Genomic DNA, 14478 nt, shown 5'->3' on the forward strand with positions numbered 1-14478 from the left:
GGAGAACCGCGATGTCCAGACACGACCGCTCCCCACGTCCGGCCAAGGACCGGACCAACCTTTACGACGACATCACCGGCAAGATCATCGCCGATCTCGAGGCGGGCCGCTTTCCCTGGGTCCAGCCCTGGGGAACGCCCGCCGCCGGCGCACCGCTCGCCATGCCGCAGAACGCCGCCACCGGCCGGCGCTATTCCGGCATCAATGTCCTGATCCTCTGGGGCGCCGTGATCGAGCGCGGCTTCCCAGGACAAAGCTGGCTCACCTTTCGCCAGGCGCTGTCGCTCGGCGGCAACGTGATGAAGGGCGAACGCGGCATCACCGTCGTCTATGCCGACCGCTTCACCCCCGAGGACGAAAAGCGGCGCGCCCGCGAAACCGGCGAGGAAGCCCACGCCATCCCCTTCCTGAAAAGGTTCACGGTGTTCAACGCGGCCCAGTGCGAGGGTCTGCCCGAGGAGATCGCCGCCGTCGCGCCGCCACCCCCTCCCGGCCTGATCGAGCCGACCGTCGAGGCGCTGATCCGGGCGACCGGCATCGACTTCCGCATCGGCGGCAACCGCGCCTTCTATGTCCCCTCGCAGGACTTCGTGATGGTCCCGCCGCCGCAAGCCTATCACGAGCCGATCAACTGGCATCGCACGGCCCTGCACGAGATGGGCCACGCGACGGGCCATCCCTCGCGCCTCGCCCGCGATTTCTCCGGCTCCTTCGGCACCAAGAAATACGCCTTCGAGGAACTGGTGGCCGAGATCACCGCCGCGTTCTGCTGCGCGACGCTCGGCATCGTGCCGACGGTTCGCCATGCCGATTATATCGGCTCCTGGCTGGACGTGCTGCGCGAGGACAACCGCGCCATCGTGCGCGCCGCCTCGCAGGCGAGCAAGGCCGCCGACTGGCTGCTCGGCTTCCTGCCGGACCCCGGCGATGTCGAGGACGGCGACGACGCCGACATCGGCGCGGCCGAGATCGACAGGAGGGCGGCATGATTCTTCTGACCGACGAACAGCGGGCGCAGCTCCTGGCCAATGGCCGCGACCACGGCGCCGACCATGTGCCGGTGGTCAAACTCTTCAACCCGCTCGGCGAAGGCGTCTGGCTGGCGACCGAGCTGGATGAAGACGGCGACCTTCTCTACGGCCTCGCCGACTTCGGGGAGCCCGAGATCGGATCGTTCTCGCTCTCGGAGATGACCTCGCTGGACCTGCCGTGGAGCATGGGGATCGAGCGCGACATCCTCTTTACCGGCGACTATCCGCTTTCGGTCTGGGCCGAGGCCGCCATCGAGGCCGGCAGCATCCGGGCGGCGGAACGCATTCTCTATCGCGCCCGCCGCGCGGCGCGGGAGGGCTCGTGATGCGCTTCCGCCGCTGGCACAGGCCGGAACCCTACAATGACACGTCGCGCAAGCGCGCGGCGTTCCTCCGCAAGCAGCGCCTCGAACGCGAGGCGCTGCCCCTCTTCGCCGATCAGATCGCCGCCGGCCAGCGCGGCGTCGACGAGGAAATGGCCCGCCGCGCCGTCTGGTGGGACGAGGCCGAGCGGGAGCGCCGCCGCATGTGGGCGGAGACCTGGCGCAAGGCCCGCGCCCGCCTCTTCGCGCTGCCCGACGCGCTGCGGCGCACGGTACGCGAGATCTGGCGCGATTGCCCATATCCGGCCGATCCCGCCTGTTTCGCGGACCTGCTCCATCAGATCGACGTCGGCCGCGTCGATCCGCACCGGCCGCCCTGGAAGTTCCATGCGGCGCTGAAGGCGCGGACGACGCCGGACCCGTCAAGCTTCGACGCAGCTTTCCGCCAGATCGGCCAGCGCAAGGTCGGCGGCGGCCCGAAGACGACGGAGGCCGACGAGCTGCTGTTCTGCGGCAATCTTGGCTCCGGCATCCTCTTCCTGCGCTCGCGCGTCCGTCTCGTCGAGCGGCACGAGAGCTTCTACACCTCGTCGAACCATCGCCTGCGCGACTCCAAGGTCGGCAGCGGCGGCCACTTCGTCGAGATCGAGGTGACGGGCGGCTGCTCGGACGCGGATCTCGCCACGATCGAGCGCATCGCCCAGGCGGCCGACACGCGGCCCGTCGTCGTTCGGCGGGCGGCACGGCCCGGACGGACGACGAGCGGGAGGGCGGCATGACGCTCCCGATCGGCCTGCCGGCCGCTGTCGCGCGCCATGCGCGTTGTTCTCCCGGCGTGCCGCCGCAGCCCCCGCAAAGTGAACGGCCTTGCCGTTCCCCATCGCAGCCGCCCGCGGGCGCCCGCTCTGGTGACTGTCCGGGATTCCGGCGGTCCCTCGGAGCCCTACCGCTCACGGCGAGCGGCAACAGCCAGGAGCTTCCCATGCCTGTCCCGACTTCCACCCCACCCGTCTTCGTCTTCGGGTCCAACCTCGCGGGCCGCCACGGCAAGGGCGCGGCGCTGTGGGCGCGCCAGCACCGTGGCGCGATCCACGGCCGCGGCGTCGGCCCCCAGGGCAACGCCTATGCGATCCCGACGAAGGATCGTCATCTGCGCGTCCTGCCGCTTGAGGTGATCCACGGCCATGTCGCCGACTTCCTCGGCTACGCCCGACGCCGGCCGGACCTGCGTTTCGAGGTCACGCCGATCGGCTGCGGCCTGGCCGGCTATCGCCCGGAGCAGATCGCGCCGATGTTCGCCGGATTGCCCGCGAACGTGTTCCTGCCGGACACCTTCCGCACCGTGCTCGCCGCGCCGGGGAAGGCTGCGTTATGGCTGACCGTTCCCCTCCGCCCGGCCACAATGGCGGGCCTCCGCTCGACGATCCCGCGCCGGACAGGCCGGGCCGCTGCCGCGACTGCCGCCACTGGACGCCGCCGCCGGAAAATCTCGAACGCGATCACGAGTTCTTCCGGCTCGGCCTCTCGCGCCGCCGCGTCAAGCGCCCGACCGGCACATGCGACCGCGTGCTGCTCGGCAATTCCAACATCCCGGCCTTCTCGGCCACGGCCGCGAATTTCAGTTGCCGCAACTTCGAGCCCGCGCCGCCCAAGCCGCCATCGAAGGGCGGCGGCTTCGTCACGATCTGGGAAGGCGATCGCATCCTCTGGAAAGGGCCGGAGGACGAGATACCGCCGCGCTTCCGCGATCGTGATGCCGATCCCGACGAGTGCTGAAAGCGTTCCCGCAACGCTTCCCCCTAACCGCGCCGCCGGCCCAGCCGCCCCGGCGACCAGCCATGATGGAGATTGCCATGATGACCCGCGACGCGCTACGCGCGGCCCTTGCGCGCATGGAACAAGCCCTCGCCGAAACCCGGCGCAATCTCGGCTTAGCCGAGGACGCCCTGCGCCGCCGCGCCGAGACCGAGGCGATATGAGCCGATGGACCGGCGCCGACGAGGCGGAATACCACCGCGTTCTGGGCGAGCTGCTGGAGAGGGTCGGGCCTGACCTCGAACGTCTGCGCCGCCGGATCGACCGGCAGGACGCGGCGATCAAGGCGCTCCGCCGGAAATACGGGGTGAACGAGGCGCGGCCGCGGCTCCCCGCGTGGTGACGTGGCGTGGGCGGCGGCGTTCGAGAGCGAGAGAGGGGATGGGGTTTTCGTGACGGGTCGAAAGGTCGAGAGAGGGTCTCGGCCGCCCGTCGTGGAGATAACCGGATGAGCACCGTCCTATCGCATGAGCGCCTGAAAACCTACCTCGTCTGCTACGGCTCCGAAAACGGGTTCTGGCTCTGCAAGGCCGACGATCGTGACCATGCCGTCGAGCAGTTCGAGAGCGCCGGGATCGACGGTGAGATCAACGACGTGTTCGAGTGCGTCCCCCCGACGAACCGCTATCTTGTCCGCCAGCGCCGCGCGATGTGGGTCTGCTTCGTCCAGAAGGTCGAAGCGGAAGATGACGATGCCGCCGTCAACGTCTTTCAGGATCGGTTCAATCCGCAGCACTCATTTATCGAGGGAGCGGTCCAACGTTTGGAACGCGGGCCGATCGCCGTCTTCGACCGCCGCGATTTCCCGCGCGTGCGGGATGTCGTCGACGCCGACTGACCGGGATGGAGATGCCGGATTTCGACGCTCCTGATCATTCCCCTGCAGCGCTGCTCTCTTCGAGTAAGAGGGCGGCGCTGTTTTTCGTGACGGGTTTAGGGTCGAGAGAGAGGCTCTCGGCGCCCGTCACGGAGAAACCGCCATGGCACGCGCCAAGAAGAAGCCCGCCCTCGAACTGATCGAGTTTTCGCGGGCGCGCGATATTCCTTTCAACCGCATCCGCCTGTCCAACGACAATGTGCGGGAGGTCGACGTCGAAGTCGGCCTCGACGAACTCGCCTTCGACATCGACCGGCGTGAGGATCTGATCCAGGGCATCAATGTCCGCGCCGTCCTCGACGCAGATGGCAACGAGTCCGGCGACTACGAGACCCCTGCGGGCGGCCGTCGATACCGGGCGATCTCGCGCCTGGTAGAAGCGGGTCGTTTCCCAGCGGACGGTCTGGTCCCCTGCATCGTCAAGAAGGCCAACGCCAAGACCTCGGCCGTCGACGACTCGCTCGCCGAGAACACGTTCCGGCTGGCGCTGCATCCGCTTGATCAGTTCAAGGCGTTCAAGCGCATGGTCGATGGCGGCATGGGCACCGAGGAGGTCGCCAGCGCCTACTTCACCACCACGCAATACGTCGAGCAGCGTCTTGCGCTCGCCGACGTCTCCCCGAAGCTGCATGAGGTCTATGCCGAAAACGGCATGACGCTGCGCATGCTGGAGGCGTTCACCGCGCACCCGAGTCACGCGCGGCAGGAGCAGGTCTGGGAGGCCGTCCAGCACTCGCACCGCAAGGAGTCATGGCAGATCCGGGACATGCTTACCGAGACCACGGTTCCCTTCTCGGACAAGCGCGCGCGTTTCGTCGGCGTCGACGCCTATCTGGCGGCAGGCGGCCCGGTCCTGCCGCGCTACCTCTTCGAGGATGACGAGGAGGGCTGGATGGACGACGTGGGGCTTCTCGACCGGATGGTCGCCGAGAAGCTGAAGGCCGCCGCCGCCGAGGTGGCGGCGGAGGGCTGGAAGTGGATCGCGGCCGACCTCGAACTTCCCTATGGCTACGACCATGACCTGCGCGGCATCGTCGGCACATCGGCCGAACTGTCCAAGAAGGAACGCCGGCAGCGCGAGGCTCTGCGCAAGGAACAGGAGCGTCTCGAGGCCAAGTATCCCAACAATGAGGAGCTGCCCGAGGAAATCGATCGGCGCCTTGGCGAGATCGAAAAGCAGCTCGAAGCCTTCGAGCGTCGCCCGATCGTTTTCGATCCGGCCGAGATCGCCATCGGCGGCGCCTTCGTCACGGTCGACGAGGACGGCGAGCTTGTGGTCGATCGCGGCTGGGTGCGTCCCGAGGACGAGCCGGTCGAGACCGTCGAGGGCGAGGAGACCGAAGGCGTCGAGCCGGGGGCCGGTATCGACGGTGATGACGAGGATGACATCGCGCCTGACGCGCTGCGCACCGTCGTCACCGTCAACGGTCAGCCGGCCGAGCCCGAGGAGGAGATGGAGGTCATCAAGCCTCTCCCCGAAAAGCTGGTGATCGAGCTGTCCGCGCATCGCACCATCGCGCTGCGCAATGCGGTCGGCGATAATCCGCACATCGCCATGACGGCGCTGCTGCACAAGTTGGTCCGTGACGCTTTCAGGCGGTCCACGCGCGGCGCGACCGTTCAGGTCTCGGTTCACGAGGTCTATTGCAGCGGTCAGGGACCCGACCTCAAGACCACGCCCTACGCCAAGGCCGTGGACAAGCGGCACGCCGACTGGAAGGCCAAGGTGCCAACCGACGACGACCAGCTCTGGGATTGGCTCGTTGCCCTCGACGACGAAAGCCGCATGGCGCTGCTGGCCCATTGCATGTCTCTCGGGATCAACGCGCTCTACGAGCGGCCCAATCCCTTCAGCGCCAGCGGCATCTCCGAAAAGCAGCTCCAGGCGCGCATGGCGGAAGCCGATCGCCTGGCCCGCGTGACCGATCTTGACATGGCGGAAGCCGGGTTCCGGCCCACTGTCGCGAACTATTTCGGTCGCGTGACCAAGAAGCGCATCCTCGAAGCCATCGCCGAAGGCGTCGGCGACAACATCGCCAATCTCCTCGACCTCCAGAAGAAGGACAAGATGGAGATGGCGGCCGTGGCGGAGGAGCGACTGGCCAACACCGGCTGGCTGCCGGAACCGCTGCGCCTCTACGTCGAGGAGCCGGCCGTCGAGACTGCGGCCGAGGAGGACGAGCCGGACGTCGCGCTGCCGGACTTCCTCGCCGGCGATGAGGAGGAGGTCGCGGCCGAGGCCGATGACGATCCGACGGTTCTCGTCGCCGCCGAATGACACGCCCCGGCGGGCTGGCTCCGGCCGCCTCGCCATCCTTCCCCTTCCATCACACGGCCCGGCATCCCGCCGGGCCGCTTTCGTTTCAGGAGATACCTTCCATGTCCGCATCCCTCATATTCGACTGTGCGCCGCTCGGCTCGCTCGTCGCCTATTCGGATGGCACTCCCAAGCCGCCCGCCCGCTTCACCAAGAAGCTCGCCGCCTGGGAGCGCAACAACGGCGTCGGCCGCCTCGTGCGCAAGGAGCCGGGCCGCGAGCGTCCGACCTATTCCTCCCCGCCATGCTTCACGCTGCATGAAGGCGACTTCAGCTCGGGCGGCATCATACTCGTCATGGTGACGCGCACCTACGGCATCGACAGCGATCTTCGCTTTCGCGTGGTCGAGCGGCCGAAGGTGGGTCAGGTCCGCGTGCTCCAAAATGTCGGAGATAACGTCGAGCTGTTGCACCTTGCCAACAACCGCGAGGCCGCAGAACTCTGGCTGGCGAAAGCCGGCTATGCGCGTGCCCGGCTCGATGAGGTCACGGCTGACGAGGTCGGCGCGGATGCGGTCGAAGGCCGCGCCGCAGCTTGACATCCCTTCCGATCCATCCGGCCCGCCGTCGCAGCGCGGCGGGCCTTCTCGGTTCTGGAGATCATCATGACGACCGAATCCGCATGCCTCCCGCCAACCCCGCAACAGGTCTGTGTCGCCATCTACGAGCATCGGCATGGCGCGGATATTCGCGTCTTCACCGACGCGGAACGGGCCACGCGCTGGCGCACAGCCCTGGCCAAGGACTGGTGGCGCAACGCCTTCGACGAACCCCCGCCGCCGGACGATGTGATCGGCGAGGAATATTTCGAGCGCATGCTTGAGCGCGACGAGTTTTTCTCGATGCAGGTATGCGAAATCGAAGGCGGCCTTCCTGCTTCCAATGAGCCGACGCCGCCCCGCGACCCCTAGCGCTGTCCTCTTTCCTCTCGTCTAACCAGCCCGGCCCTGTGCCGGGCTTTTCTTTCAGGAGCCCACCATGGCCATTCCCGATCATGCCCGCACCAATTTCAACACGCTGCTGCGCGCCGCCGGCGACGGCAATCTCGCGCTCATGGAGTGCCAGGATGCCGTCACCGGCGAGCGTCGCTATGTCCTTTGCGCCATCGGCCGCGCGGACAATGGCGACTATCTCATGACGCCGTTCGGCCATCTGGCCGACGGCAACCCCTACGACGCCTATCTGCCGCCAGATCCCCGCGATCCGGACGCCTTCATCCCGAACTCCGACGACGGAGGCTCGCCATGAGGAGCGTGGACGAAATCTTTGCCGACGACCGCCGCTACCCTCCCGTCGAGCGATCGCTTCCATGGGAGGAAACGCGCGGCGGCGTCACTGTCGTCGTGGAGCCGAAACCGCATTGGGCCGAAGACATAACAGCGTTTCGGCTGACCGATCGCGCTTATTGCACCTACGCGGACTGGACCGCAAACGGTCCCGACGCGCGCTTCTTCCGCCATCCTGAAACGTCAGGAAAGGACGTGATGTCGAAGGCGCGAGCCATGCTCGCCCGCGAGATCGTCAGCGTCTGGAGGGCCTGAGAGAGAAAGAGGGCTGACGGGCCGGAGGCAGGCTCGGGCGGATGACGAGAGAGCGCTGCTCGGGCTTGCCCTTCAATCTCTCTGGAGATCCAAAGCCATGTCGATCGACCTCACCACGCGCCGGTCCGCCACCCTCGTTCCCGAGGATCGCCGCGAGAAATTCCTGCCGACCCTGTTCGGACTTCGGTACATGATCGTAGCCGAAAGCACCGTCTATAAGATCATGCAGGGCCTTAGCCCCTATGACTATCGTGGCGGCTTCTGGAATTTCTACGAGCGCGGCGGCCGGCCTCTGTTCCTCGCCCCGACCTCGAAACCGTGCTTCCAGATCGAAAGCGGGCTCACGGATTTTCGTGGCGAGGTGTCCGCGGAGGCCGCCGGCATCATCGCCACGCTGTTCACCCTGTCGCATCTTTCCTTCAGTTTCGAGTCTGACCACTTTGCGGAAGGCTACCAGCGCCTGCGCGCCTATTCGGACGGGCATCCCGAATCGTCCGCGATCTTCGCTGCAATCGACTGACCTACACAAAGCGTCCTGCCTCACGGCGGGGCGCTTTTTCCATGCACGCCGTGCCGCCGTTGCCGGCGGCGAGAGTGAGAGACGGGCCGGTTTGGCCGTGACGGGTTTGAAGGCGGGAGAGAGGCTTCCGCCGCCCGTTCCACGGAGTTTCCCCCATGAACCGAGACCCCCAGACCACCTTCACGTCGATCGGCGACGTTCTCGCGCGGCAGGTCATGCCGGACCTGTATCGCGCCGCACGAACGCCGCTGCGCGTGACCTTCATCGGCGTTGCCGGCTTCGACGGCTGCAACGAAGCCGACAGCTTCGACCGTACGGTCGCCATCGGCGAAGCCCCGACGCCGGAGGACGCAATGTGCCTCGCCAGCCAGCGTGTCTCGCGCTGCGATATTCGCATTAGCGCCGATGAGGCGCTGCGCTTCCAGCCCCGCTTCGCCGTCATCATCGACCGCGAACACGGCATGGTCCTCGCCGGCGCGGTCCGGGCCGGCATCATCGTGTGGCAAGAGCCGGTTTCCTCCAATGCGCGAGGCGCGCCGCGTCGTCACCGACGCGAGCCGGCTGCGCGGCCGCGCCTTTGCCGCCGCCGATCGCGGCGAGCACGCATCGGCCCGCGAGTTTCGCGAATCCGCCGCGTTGCTCGAGGCCAGGCTGGTCGATCCCATCTGGCGGGAGACCGTCGCCGAACTTCTGCGGCTGCCGCAGGCCGCGTGATCTCACCTCCGATTTCCACCTATCGGCCCGGCGGCGTTCCGGGCGCTTACCCAATGGAGTTTCCCATGCCGAAATTTGTCGTCAGCAAAGGTCACGACGCCTTCGCCTATTACGAAACCGTCGTTGAGGCCGACACGCCCGAACAGGCGCGAGGCCGCGCCGAAAGCGTCTATTACGATGGCGAATGGCTCGCCACCGGCTACGTGCAGGAGTTCGACGACTACGAAATCGACGAGTATAGCGGCGTCCGCCTGCTCGAAGACGGCGAGACCGTCGAGGCGTTCGTCTCGCTCGCCGTCACCGCCCAGGAGCGCGACGCCGTGCTGGCGGGCCTGCGGCTCCTTCAGCTCACCCTTGCGCGCGCTGACATCGACCCGGCGCTCGGGAGCATCGTCACGAATGACGGCGCGCATGCCGGCCTCGACCTCACCCAGATCGACGCCCTCTGCGAACGCCTCAACGTATAGGACGCCGGCATGTAGTCGAGCCGCCGCCTCGGGCGGCGGCGCGCCATCGCATCCTTATTGATCCGGCCCGGCCATAGCGCCGGGTATTTTCATGCGGGCAATGCCTGCGTCGTCGGCGACGAGAGGGAGAGGAAGCCCGTCAGGCCGTGACGGCTTACAAGGCGAGAGAGAGTTTCCCGCCGTCCGTCGAGGAGTTCGCCCAATGAACGATGACCAACAGACCACCTTCAACCAAGCAGAGGAGCATGGCGGCTTCGACCTCATCGCGCTCAAGACCATATGTAAACGATTCGACGTGTGGGACGTGGCGATGAAGGCCGCCTATGTGCGCCTCGGCATCCTGCCGTGGGGCAGCGATCGCGCCCTCATCCGTATCGCGCGCCGCAAGCTCGTTCCATCGAACCTCTGCGATCCTGCTTTGCGGGAGGCGCGCAGGAGCTACTACCGCGCGATGCTCCGCCACCATTCCGAGTTCAAGAGGCTGACCGGCTTGTTCCACCGCTGATGCCGCCAGCACCGCAATCCCCCAATCCTGCCCGGCCTCGCGCCGGGCTTTCTCGTTTCAGGAGCCTGACATGCCCGAATACACCATTGAAACCACTTATCACCCGGCCGCCTATCGGCAGCGCACCTATGAGGCTGACACCGTTGCGGACGCCTGCCGCCTCGCCATCGAGAACAGTTGGTCAGGCAAGGAAAAGGTCGACCACGAAGGCGCCATCGAGATCTATGTCTCCGGCATCTGGCATGGCGCCAATGCCGCCTATTCCGGCACGCCGGTTCCAGTCCCCTCGCAATTCGAGGAATCCCTTCAGCGCAAGGCCGGGCATTTCGAGATCCTCCTTGGCCTTCTGAAGATGCTCCTCGCGGACATCCAGGCTGTCCGTCCATCGTCAGATCAGTGGATCGAACACGCCATCTGGGCAGTCGCTCGCGGCGAGGCAATCCTGGCCGGGGCGCGCGATCCTGATCGACCGGCATATGACGACTCTGCCCGCGCCGTCGACTCCGAAGCCCAGGCGCCCGCCGGCGACAATGCGGGAGGCGGTCAATGATGCACTCGATCTATACCGATCTCAACGTGACCCCGCTCGACACCGATCGCGCAGTTCTCCGCGCGGCGGTGAAGCGGCTGCCCATCTGGGTGCGGCGCGACCCATGCCGCCGGCTGGTTCGACGGAGGTTCTACCGTGAGATGCTGCGCTGCCATGCCCGAGCGCAGCGTGGCATCAGCCCCACCCTGCACTGACCCCGATCTCCTCTTCCCCCCGACGTCCTGGCCATCGCGCCGGGACTTCTCGTTTCAGGAGCCTGACATGGCCAACTACTACACCCATTTTTCGTGCCTGCTCGATGTCGGGACGCCCGACAATGCTGCCAAGGCCCTCAACCTCTACAACCGGCTTTCCGAGGAGGGCGCGTCCGAAGACCCACCCTCGGAATGCTTCCTGCTCTCGATCCAGCCCGAGCATGGCGGCACAACGTTGTGGATGCGCGACGACGAGACCGGCGATCCCGAGCGCCTGATCCACTTCGTCAAGCTCTGCGCCGCCACCTTCGGCTTGACCGGCCGATGGGCCTTCCAATATGCCAACACCTGCTCGCAGCCGCGCGTCAATGGCTTCGGCGGGGGCGCGCATGTCCTCGATCTCGCCACAGGGGAGACCGTGGCCTGGACCTATACCGACGGCTGGCTGGCCGGGATTCTCGACGGAGGTGATCCCGACGCCTGAGAACATCGAAAGCACCTTTTATCGGCTCAATGCGCTGTTCGGCCGCTGGATCGAGGCCATATCCTCCATCATAGGAACTCCATCGTCACCAGCACCAGCAAGATGTAGCGGCCTGCCTTTGCGATGATTACGAGCAGCAGGAAACTCCAGAACGGCTCGCGCAGCACCCCGGCGGCCACGGTGAGCGCATCGCCGCCGACCGGCGCCCAAGAGAGCAACAAGCTCCAGCGGCCCCACCGCCGATACCAGCCCGTCGCGCGGTCGAGCGCCTGTTCGCTGACAGGGAACCAGCGTCGATGACGGTAGTTCTCGATCCAGCCGCCGAGCAGCCAGTTGACGACGGAACCAAGCACATTGCCGATGGTCGCGACCACCACCAGCAGGACGGGCGACTGTTTGCCGAGGACCAGCAGCCCGACCAGGGCGGCTTCCGATTGAGCCGGCAGGATCGTGGCGGCGACGAACGCGACGGCGAACAGCCCGGCGAGCGAGAACAGGTCTTCCACGTTTCCGGTCAGCGCTCGCGTGGCCATGCGAGGTGCATATCGTCGATCACATAGGCATGGGCGTGGCGATGCCCATGCCCGGCCAGCGCAAGATGCGGATGGTTCGCCGGGAGGTCGTTATGGCTATGTTCGACGACCTCGGGATCGTCAGCCGGCCAGACCGCAAAGCCGATGCCGATGGCTGCAGCGGCCACGGCCGCGAGAATGGCGGCCGTCGTCGGCAAGCCCAGTGTGGCACCTGCCCATCCGGCGAGCGGATAGGCGATCAGCCAGCAGGCATGGGACAGCGCGAATTGCGCGGCAAACAGTGCTGGGCGGTCCTCGGGGTTGGCCGAGCGCCGGAGCAGTCGGCCCGATGGTGTCTGCGCCGTCGAATAACCAAGGCCGAGCACGAACCAGAGTGGCAGCAGCCAGCCGTAACCGGGTAGCGCTGCTGCCGTCAGCGTTCCCGCCACCAACAGCGACGCGCCCGCCAGCATGGCGGTCCGGTCGGGCACGGACTCAAGCAGCTTCGGCAGAACGAGCGCCGCGACCATCGATCCCCCGCCGAAGCAGGCGAGCGCCAATGCGGTCGCCTGGTGGTCGAGGCCGTAGGCTGCCTGCACATAGACCACCGTGTTGACGATCACCAGCGCGCCGGCCGAGGCGACGGCGAGGTTAATCGCCAGCAGCCCGCGCAGGCGCGGCGTCGCCATGTAGATGCGGATGCCGCGCGTCGTGCGATCATAGATGCCACGCGGCTGCGACGGCTTGGGGCTCGGCAACACGACCGACACGACCAGCGCCGCAGAGATCAGGAAGCCGGTCACCGTGCCGGCGAACAAATTGTGGAAGGAGATGAAGGCGAGAAGTGCGGCCGCCAGCATCGGGCTGACGACGCTTTCCAGATCATAGGCCAGCCGCGAGAGCGACAGGGCGCGCGTGTATTCCTTCTCTTCGGGCAGAATGTCGGGGATCGTCGCCTGGAAGGTCGGCGTGAAGGCGGCCGAAGCCGATTGCAGCGCGAAGATCAGCACATAGACCTGCCAGATTTCGGTGACGAAGGGCAGCAACACGGCCACGGCAGCACGCACGAGATCGAGCGCTACCAGCATGGCGCGGCGCGGCACGCGTTCCGCGAAGGCCGATGCGATCGGCGCAACGCCGACATAGGCGATCATCTTGATGGCCAACGCGGTCCCAAGCACCGCCCCTGCATCGGCTCCGGCCAGATCGAAGGCGAGCAGGCCAAGCGCGACCGTGGCAAGGCCGGTTCCAACAAGTGCGATAACCTGTGCGAGAAAGAGGTGGCGATAGGTTCGGTTCTTGAGGATCGTCAACATCACAGATACTTCGCGATTTCCTTGAACTCATCAATCGACCGCCGCCTGTCGCGGGTGAGCGGACCGACCACTTCCTCAAGGCAATGGTCGAGGTGATCCTGAATTAGCGTCTTCTTGGCCTGTGCTATAGCTTTCTCAACGGCATGGAGCTGCTGAGCGACGTCGAGGCATGGCCTACCTGCCTCGATCATCTCGATTACGCCGCGCAGATGGCCATCGGCGCGCTTCAGGCGCTTGACGATCGCAGAGTGAGTTTGATGAAGATGCGATAGCTGATCCATGTCGCTATCCTATCCTCCTGTAGGGGATTAGCCAAGGTTTGACGGAGGCATCGATACTGCCCGATCGATTCACCAAGACCGCACCCAGCACATTCGCCACTCCATGGGCCACTGGGCCTTACAGCCATCGACGTCAAGCGTTATGCCCAGCTTGATCTGGAGACTCCCGCACGACCACCCTGCGGACTCGGACCAGCCAGCCTCGACCCGCCAGGCCGAGTCAGCCAGTTCAGGCAATGCTTGGCGCGGCCAATTCGACAGACGGGCCGAGACGGACAGGCGCGGCCCCCGTTGACCGGCCTTCAGGCTTCCCGCACGGTGTTGTAGCCGGCTGCCTTCGCCGCCTTCACGAATTTGCGGTCGAAGCTCGCCATTCCCGAGCAATGCGCCGCCTTTCCCAGATGCAACGCATCAGCGAAATCCATGCCGCGCTCGGCCAGGTCGAGCGCGGTCGCCACAACCGCGCCGTCCTCGACCGTGACGGTCGGGAGACCCGCGAACGAACGCATTGCGCGGGCCACATCCGCCGGCCGATATTCATAGGTGCTGCGCAGCACCCATTCCACTTCGAGCATCACGGTGACGGCAACGAACACGGCCTCGCCGTCGATCAATGCCCGCGCGCGGGGCGACTGCTTCGGGTAATCGTTGGTCAGGTAGCGGATAACGAGGTTGGTATCAATCGCCAGCATGTCGGCGCTTTGCTTCGGCCAGGACACCCGCATCCATCTCGGCGATCGTCTTCGGCCTACCCTTATGAGGTAGCACACCGAAGACATCTTCAGGCCGCGTCTCGGCGAAGGCCGGCGCCGGCTTCAGCAGCACGCCGCCGTCCGCTTCCTCGACCGTCAGTTTTGTGCCGGCGCTCCATTCGCGCCGCTGCCGCAGCCCGGTAGGCAGGATGATCTGCCCCTTGGTGGAGACGGTGGTCGTGAACTTTTCCGGGGCGGCCATTGGCCTGATCCTTCTCGATGTAAGACAAACGTAAGATAGCGCGCATCGACCCGCCGATCAAGGTTGCGTCTGGAGAG

25 protein-coding genes and 1 pseudogene are annotated in these 14478 nt (G+C 66.2%); 20 read left to right on the plus strand and 6 right to left on the minus strand.

From position 1 onward, the window contains the following. Positions 1-11 precede the first annotated feature (11 nt). From ABWW28_RS20625 to ABWW28_RS20690, 14 genes and pseudogenes are all read left to right on the plus strand, one after another. Complete coding sequence (locus ABWW28_RS20625) at positions 12-989, plus strand: ArdC family protein (RefSeq protein ID WP_353391898.1); 978 nt, start codon at positions 12-14, stop codon at positions 987-989. After that, complete coding sequence (locus ABWW28_RS20630; RefSeq protein ID WP_151683098.1) at positions 986-1357, plus strand: DUF2958 domain-containing protein; 372 nt, start codon at positions 986-988, stop codon at positions 1355-1357. Before ABWW28_RS20625 ends, ABWW28_RS20630 begins: the two co-directional genes overlap by 4 nt. Beyond that, a complete protein-coding gene (locus ABWW28_RS20635) occupies positions 1357-2133 on the plus strand; it encodes a hypothetical protein (protein ID WP_151683099.1) in 777 nt (258 codons plus the stop codon). The genes ABWW28_RS20630 and ABWW28_RS20635 overlap by 1 nt, the downstream gene beginning before the upstream one ends. A 203-nt stretch (positions 2134-2336) precedes the next feature. Continuing rightward, positions 2337-2630: pseudogene (locus ABWW28_RS27625) on the plus strand (A1S_2505 family phage non-structural protein); the annotation flags it as partial. Positions 2631-2725: 95 nt separating this feature from the next. Beyond that, positions 2726-3130 (plus strand): hypothetical protein, encoded by a 405-nt coding sequence (locus ABWW28_RS20645; protein WP_097142772.1) that lies wholly within the window; start codon positions 2726-2728, stop codon positions 3128-3130. 62 nt (positions 3131-3192) lie between these two features. Beyond that, positions 3193-3333, plus strand: a complete 141-nt coding sequence (locus tag ABWW28_RS20650) for a hypothetical protein (protein ID WP_197717547.1) — start codon at positions 3193-3195, stop codon at positions 3331-3333. Further along, on the plus strand, positions 3330-3512 hold the full coding sequence (locus ABWW28_RS20655; RefSeq protein WP_197717546.1) for a hypothetical protein: 183 nt from the start codon (positions 3330-3332) through the stop codon (positions 3510-3512). The genes ABWW28_RS20650 and ABWW28_RS20655 overlap by 4 nt, the downstream gene beginning before the upstream one ends. Before the next feature lie 105 nt (positions 3513-3617). Then, the gene (locus ABWW28_RS20660) at positions 3618-4007 is read left to right on the plus strand and encodes a hypothetical protein (RefSeq protein ID WP_097142773.1); all 390 of its coding nucleotides are present in this window, start codon (positions 3618-3620) and stop codon (positions 4005-4007) included. A 142-nt stretch (positions 4008-4149) separates the two neighbouring features. Further along, the gene (locus ABWW28_RS20665) at positions 4150-6324 is read left to right on the plus strand and encodes a ParB/RepB/Spo0J family partition protein (RefSeq protein WP_353391902.1); all 2175 of its coding nucleotides are present in this window, start codon (positions 4150-4152) and stop codon (positions 6322-6324) included. Positions 6325-6425: 101 nt separating this feature from the next. Further along, positions 6426-6902, plus strand: coding sequence for a UCP036055 family protein (locus ABWW28_RS20670; protein WP_097142775.1), 477 nt, complete (start codon positions 6426-6428; stop codon positions 6900-6902). A 66-nt stretch (positions 6903-6968) separates the two neighbouring features. Beyond that, positions 6969-7274, plus strand: coding sequence for a hypothetical protein (locus ABWW28_RS20675; RefSeq protein ID WP_097142776.1), 306 nt, complete (start codon positions 6969-6971; stop codon positions 7272-7274). A 67-nt stretch (positions 7275-7341) separates the two neighbouring features. Continuing rightward, a complete protein-coding gene (locus ABWW28_RS20680; protein ID WP_151683109.1) occupies positions 7342-7611 on the plus strand; it encodes a DUF6117 family protein in 270 nt (89 codons plus the stop codon). Then, positions 7608-7904 carry a hypothetical protein gene (locus tag ABWW28_RS20685; RefSeq protein WP_097142778.1) on the plus strand — a complete coding sequence of 99 codons (297 nt, stop codon included), beginning with the start codon at positions 7608-7610 and terminating at the stop codon, positions 7902-7904. Before ABWW28_RS20680 ends, ABWW28_RS20685 begins: the two co-directional genes overlap by 4 nt. Positions 7905-8001: 97 nt before the next feature. Next, positions 8002-8424 (plus strand): antirestriction protein, encoded by a 423-nt coding sequence (locus tag ABWW28_RS20690; protein WP_123195423.1) that lies wholly within the window; start codon positions 8002-8004, stop codon positions 8422-8424. Positions 8425-8444: 20 nt separating this feature from the next. Here the strand turns inward: ABWW28_RS20690 and ABWW28_RS20695 are convergent, their stop codons facing one another. Further along, positions 8445-8930, minus strand: a complete 486-nt coding sequence (locus ABWW28_RS20695; protein WP_353391905.1) for a hypothetical protein — start codon at positions 8928-8930, stop codon at positions 8445-8447. 16 nt (positions 8931-8946) lie between these two features. Between ABWW28_RS20695 and ABWW28_RS20700 the strand changes: the two genes are divergently transcribed. From ABWW28_RS20700 to ABWW28_RS20725, 6 genes are all read left to right on the plus strand, one after another. Next, positions 8947-9138: a hypothetical protein gene (locus ABWW28_RS20700; RefSeq protein ID WP_353391907.1), complete on the plus strand. Its 192-nt coding sequence runs from the start codon at positions 8947-8949 to the stop codon at positions 9136-9138. A 65-nt stretch (positions 9139-9203) separates the two neighbouring features. Then, a complete protein-coding gene (locus tag ABWW28_RS20705; protein WP_097142781.1) occupies positions 9204-9605 on the plus strand; it encodes a hypothetical protein in 402 nt (133 codons plus the stop codon). A gap of 202 nt (positions 9606-9807) precedes the next feature. Next, a complete protein-coding gene (locus ABWW28_RS20710; RefSeq protein WP_245423679.1) occupies positions 9808-10110 on the plus strand; it encodes a hypothetical protein in 303 nt (100 codons plus the stop codon). Positions 10111-10180: 70 nt separating this feature from the next. Beyond that, positions 10181-10660, plus strand: a complete 480-nt coding sequence (locus tag ABWW28_RS20715; protein WP_245423680.1) for a hypothetical protein — start codon at positions 10181-10183, stop codon at positions 10658-10660. Further along, complete coding sequence (locus ABWW28_RS20720; RefSeq protein WP_245423681.1) at positions 10657-10854, plus strand: hypothetical protein; 198 nt, start codon at positions 10657-10659, stop codon at positions 10852-10854. The genes ABWW28_RS20715 and ABWW28_RS20720 overlap by 4 nt, the downstream gene beginning before the upstream one ends. Positions 10855-10921: 67 nt before the next feature. After that, complete coding sequence (locus ABWW28_RS20725; RefSeq protein ID WP_353391910.1) at positions 10922-11338, plus strand: hypothetical protein; 417 nt, start codon at positions 10922-10924, stop codon at positions 11336-11338. Positions 11339-11406: 68 nt separating this feature from the next. On the opposite strand, the gene ABWW28_RS20730 is transcribed toward ABWW28_RS20725, so the two are convergent. The 5 genes from ABWW28_RS20730 to ABWW28_RS20750 form a co-directional block, all read right to left on the minus strand. After that, the gene (locus ABWW28_RS20730) at positions 11407-11871 is read right to left on the minus strand and encodes a YqaA family protein (RefSeq protein ID WP_097142783.1); all 465 of its coding nucleotides are present in this window, start codon (positions 11869-11871) and stop codon (positions 11407-11409) included. After that, positions 11853-13166: an MFS transporter gene (locus tag ABWW28_RS20735; RefSeq protein ID WP_353391912.1), complete on the minus strand. Its 1314-nt coding sequence runs from the start codon at positions 13164-13166 to the stop codon at positions 11853-11855. The genes ABWW28_RS20730 and ABWW28_RS20735 overlap by 19 nt, the downstream gene beginning before the upstream one ends. Further along, a complete protein-coding gene (locus ABWW28_RS20740; protein ID WP_097142785.1) occupies positions 13166-13447 on the minus strand; it encodes a metal-sensing transcriptional repressor in 282 nt (93 codons plus the stop codon). The genes ABWW28_RS20735 and ABWW28_RS20740 overlap by 1 nt, the downstream gene beginning before the upstream one ends. A gap of 302 nt (positions 13448-13749) precedes the next feature. Then, complete coding sequence (locus ABWW28_RS20745; RefSeq protein WP_353391914.1) at positions 13750-14139, minus strand: type II toxin-antitoxin system VapC family toxin; 390 nt, start codon at positions 14137-14139, stop codon at positions 13750-13752. Continuing rightward, positions 14126-14401, minus strand: coding sequence for an AbrB/MazE/SpoVT family DNA-binding domain-containing protein (locus ABWW28_RS20750; protein WP_097142787.1), 276 nt, complete (start codon positions 14399-14401; stop codon positions 14126-14128). Before ABWW28_RS20750 ends, ABWW28_RS20745 begins: the two co-directional genes overlap by 14 nt. Positions 14402-14478: the final 77 nt, after the last annotated feature.

The sequence above is a fragment of the Brucella sp. NBRC 14130 genome (assembly GCF_040371715.1).
In the GTDB taxonomy this organism is placed as follows: Bacteria; Pseudomonadota; Alphaproteobacteria; order Rhizobiales; family Rhizobiaceae; genus Brucella; species Brucella intermedia.

Bases quoted from the DNA above. Each gene is read 5' to 3' on its own strand.
- ABWW28_RS20625 (WP_353391898.1), top strand. From the start codon at position 12: ATGTCCAGACACGACCGCTCCCCACGTCCGGCCAAGGACCGGACCAAC.
- ABWW28_RS20630 (WP_151683098.1), top strand. From the start codon at position 986: ATGATTCTTCTGACCGACGAACAGCGGGCGCAGCTCCTGGCCAATGGC.
- ABWW28_RS20635 (WP_151683099.1), top strand. From the start codon at position 1,357: ATGCGCTTCCGCCGCTGGCACAGGCCGGAACCCTACAATGACACGTCG.
- ABWW28_RS20645 (WP_097142772.1), top strand. From the start codon at position 2,726: ATGGCTGACCGTTCCCCTCCGCCCGGCCACAATGGCGGGCCTCCGCTC.
- ABWW28_RS20650 (WP_197717547.1), top strand. From the start codon at position 3,193: ATGATGGAGATTGCCATGATGACCCGCGACGCGCTACGCGCGGCCCTT.
- ABWW28_RS20655 (WP_197717546.1), top strand. From the start codon at position 3,330: ATGAGCCGATGGACCGGCGCCGACGAGGCGGAATACCACCGCGTTCTG.
- ABWW28_RS20660 (WP_097142773.1), top strand. From the start codon at position 3,618: ATGAGCACCGTCCTATCGCATGAGCGCCTGAAAACCTACCTCGTCTGC.
- ABWW28_RS20665 (WP_353391902.1), top strand. From the start codon at position 4,150: ATGGCACGCGCCAAGAAGAAGCCCGCCCTCGAACTGATCGAGTTTTCG.
- ABWW28_RS20670 (WP_097142775.1), top strand. From the start codon at position 6,426: ATGTCCGCATCCCTCATATTCGACTGTGCGCCGCTCGGCTCGCTCGTC.
- ABWW28_RS20675 (WP_097142776.1), top strand. From the start codon at position 6,969: ATGACGACCGAATCCGCATGCCTCCCGCCAACCCCGCAACAGGTCTGT.
- ABWW28_RS20680 (WP_151683109.1), top strand. From the start codon at position 7,342: ATGGCCATTCCCGATCATGCCCGCACCAATTTCAACACGCTGCTGCGC.
- ABWW28_RS20685 (WP_097142778.1), top strand. From the start codon at position 7,608: ATGAGGAGCGTGGACGAAATCTTTGCCGACGACCGCCGCTACCCTCCC.
- ABWW28_RS20690 (WP_123195423.1), top strand. From the start codon at position 8,002: ATGTCGATCGACCTCACCACGCGCCGGTCCGCCACCCTCGTTCCCGAG.
- ABWW28_RS20700 (WP_353391907.1), top strand. From the start codon at position 8,947: ATGCGCGAGGCGCGCCGCGTCGTCACCGACGCGAGCCGGCTGCGCGGC.
- ABWW28_RS20705 (WP_097142781.1), top strand. From the start codon at position 9,204: ATGCCGAAATTTGTCGTCAGCAAAGGTCACGACGCCTTCGCCTATTAC.
- ABWW28_RS20710 (WP_245423679.1), top strand. From the start codon at position 9,808: ATGAACGATGACCAACAGACCACCTTCAACCAAGCAGAGGAGCATGGC.
- ABWW28_RS20715 (WP_245423680.1), top strand. From the start codon at position 10,181: ATGCCCGAATACACCATTGAAACCACTTATCACCCGGCCGCCTATCGG.
- ABWW28_RS20720 (WP_245423681.1), top strand. From the start codon at position 10,657: ATGATGCACTCGATCTATACCGATCTCAACGTGACCCCGCTCGACACC.
- ABWW28_RS20725 (WP_353391910.1), top strand. From the start codon at position 10,922: ATGGCCAACTACTACACCCATTTTTCGTGCCTGCTCGATGTCGGGACG.
- ABWW28_RS20730 (WP_097142783.1), bottom strand. From the start codon at position 11,871: ATGGCCACGCGAGCGCTGACCGGAAACGTGGAAGACCTGTTCTCGCTC.
- ABWW28_RS20735 (WP_353391912.1), bottom strand. From the start codon at position 13,166: ATGTTGACGATCCTCAAGAACCGAACCTATCGCCACCTCTTTCTCGCA.
- ABWW28_RS20740 (WP_097142785.1), bottom strand. From the start codon at position 13,447: ATGGATCAGCTATCGCATCTTCATCAAACTCACTCTGCGATCGTCAAG.
- ABWW28_RS20745 (WP_353391914.1), bottom strand. From the start codon at position 14,139: ATGCTGGCGATTGATACCAACCTCGTTATCCGCTACCTGACCAACGAT.
- ABWW28_RS20750 (WP_097142787.1), bottom strand. From the start codon at position 14,401: ATGGCCGCCCCGGAAAAGTTCACGACCACCGTCTCCACCAAGGGGCAG.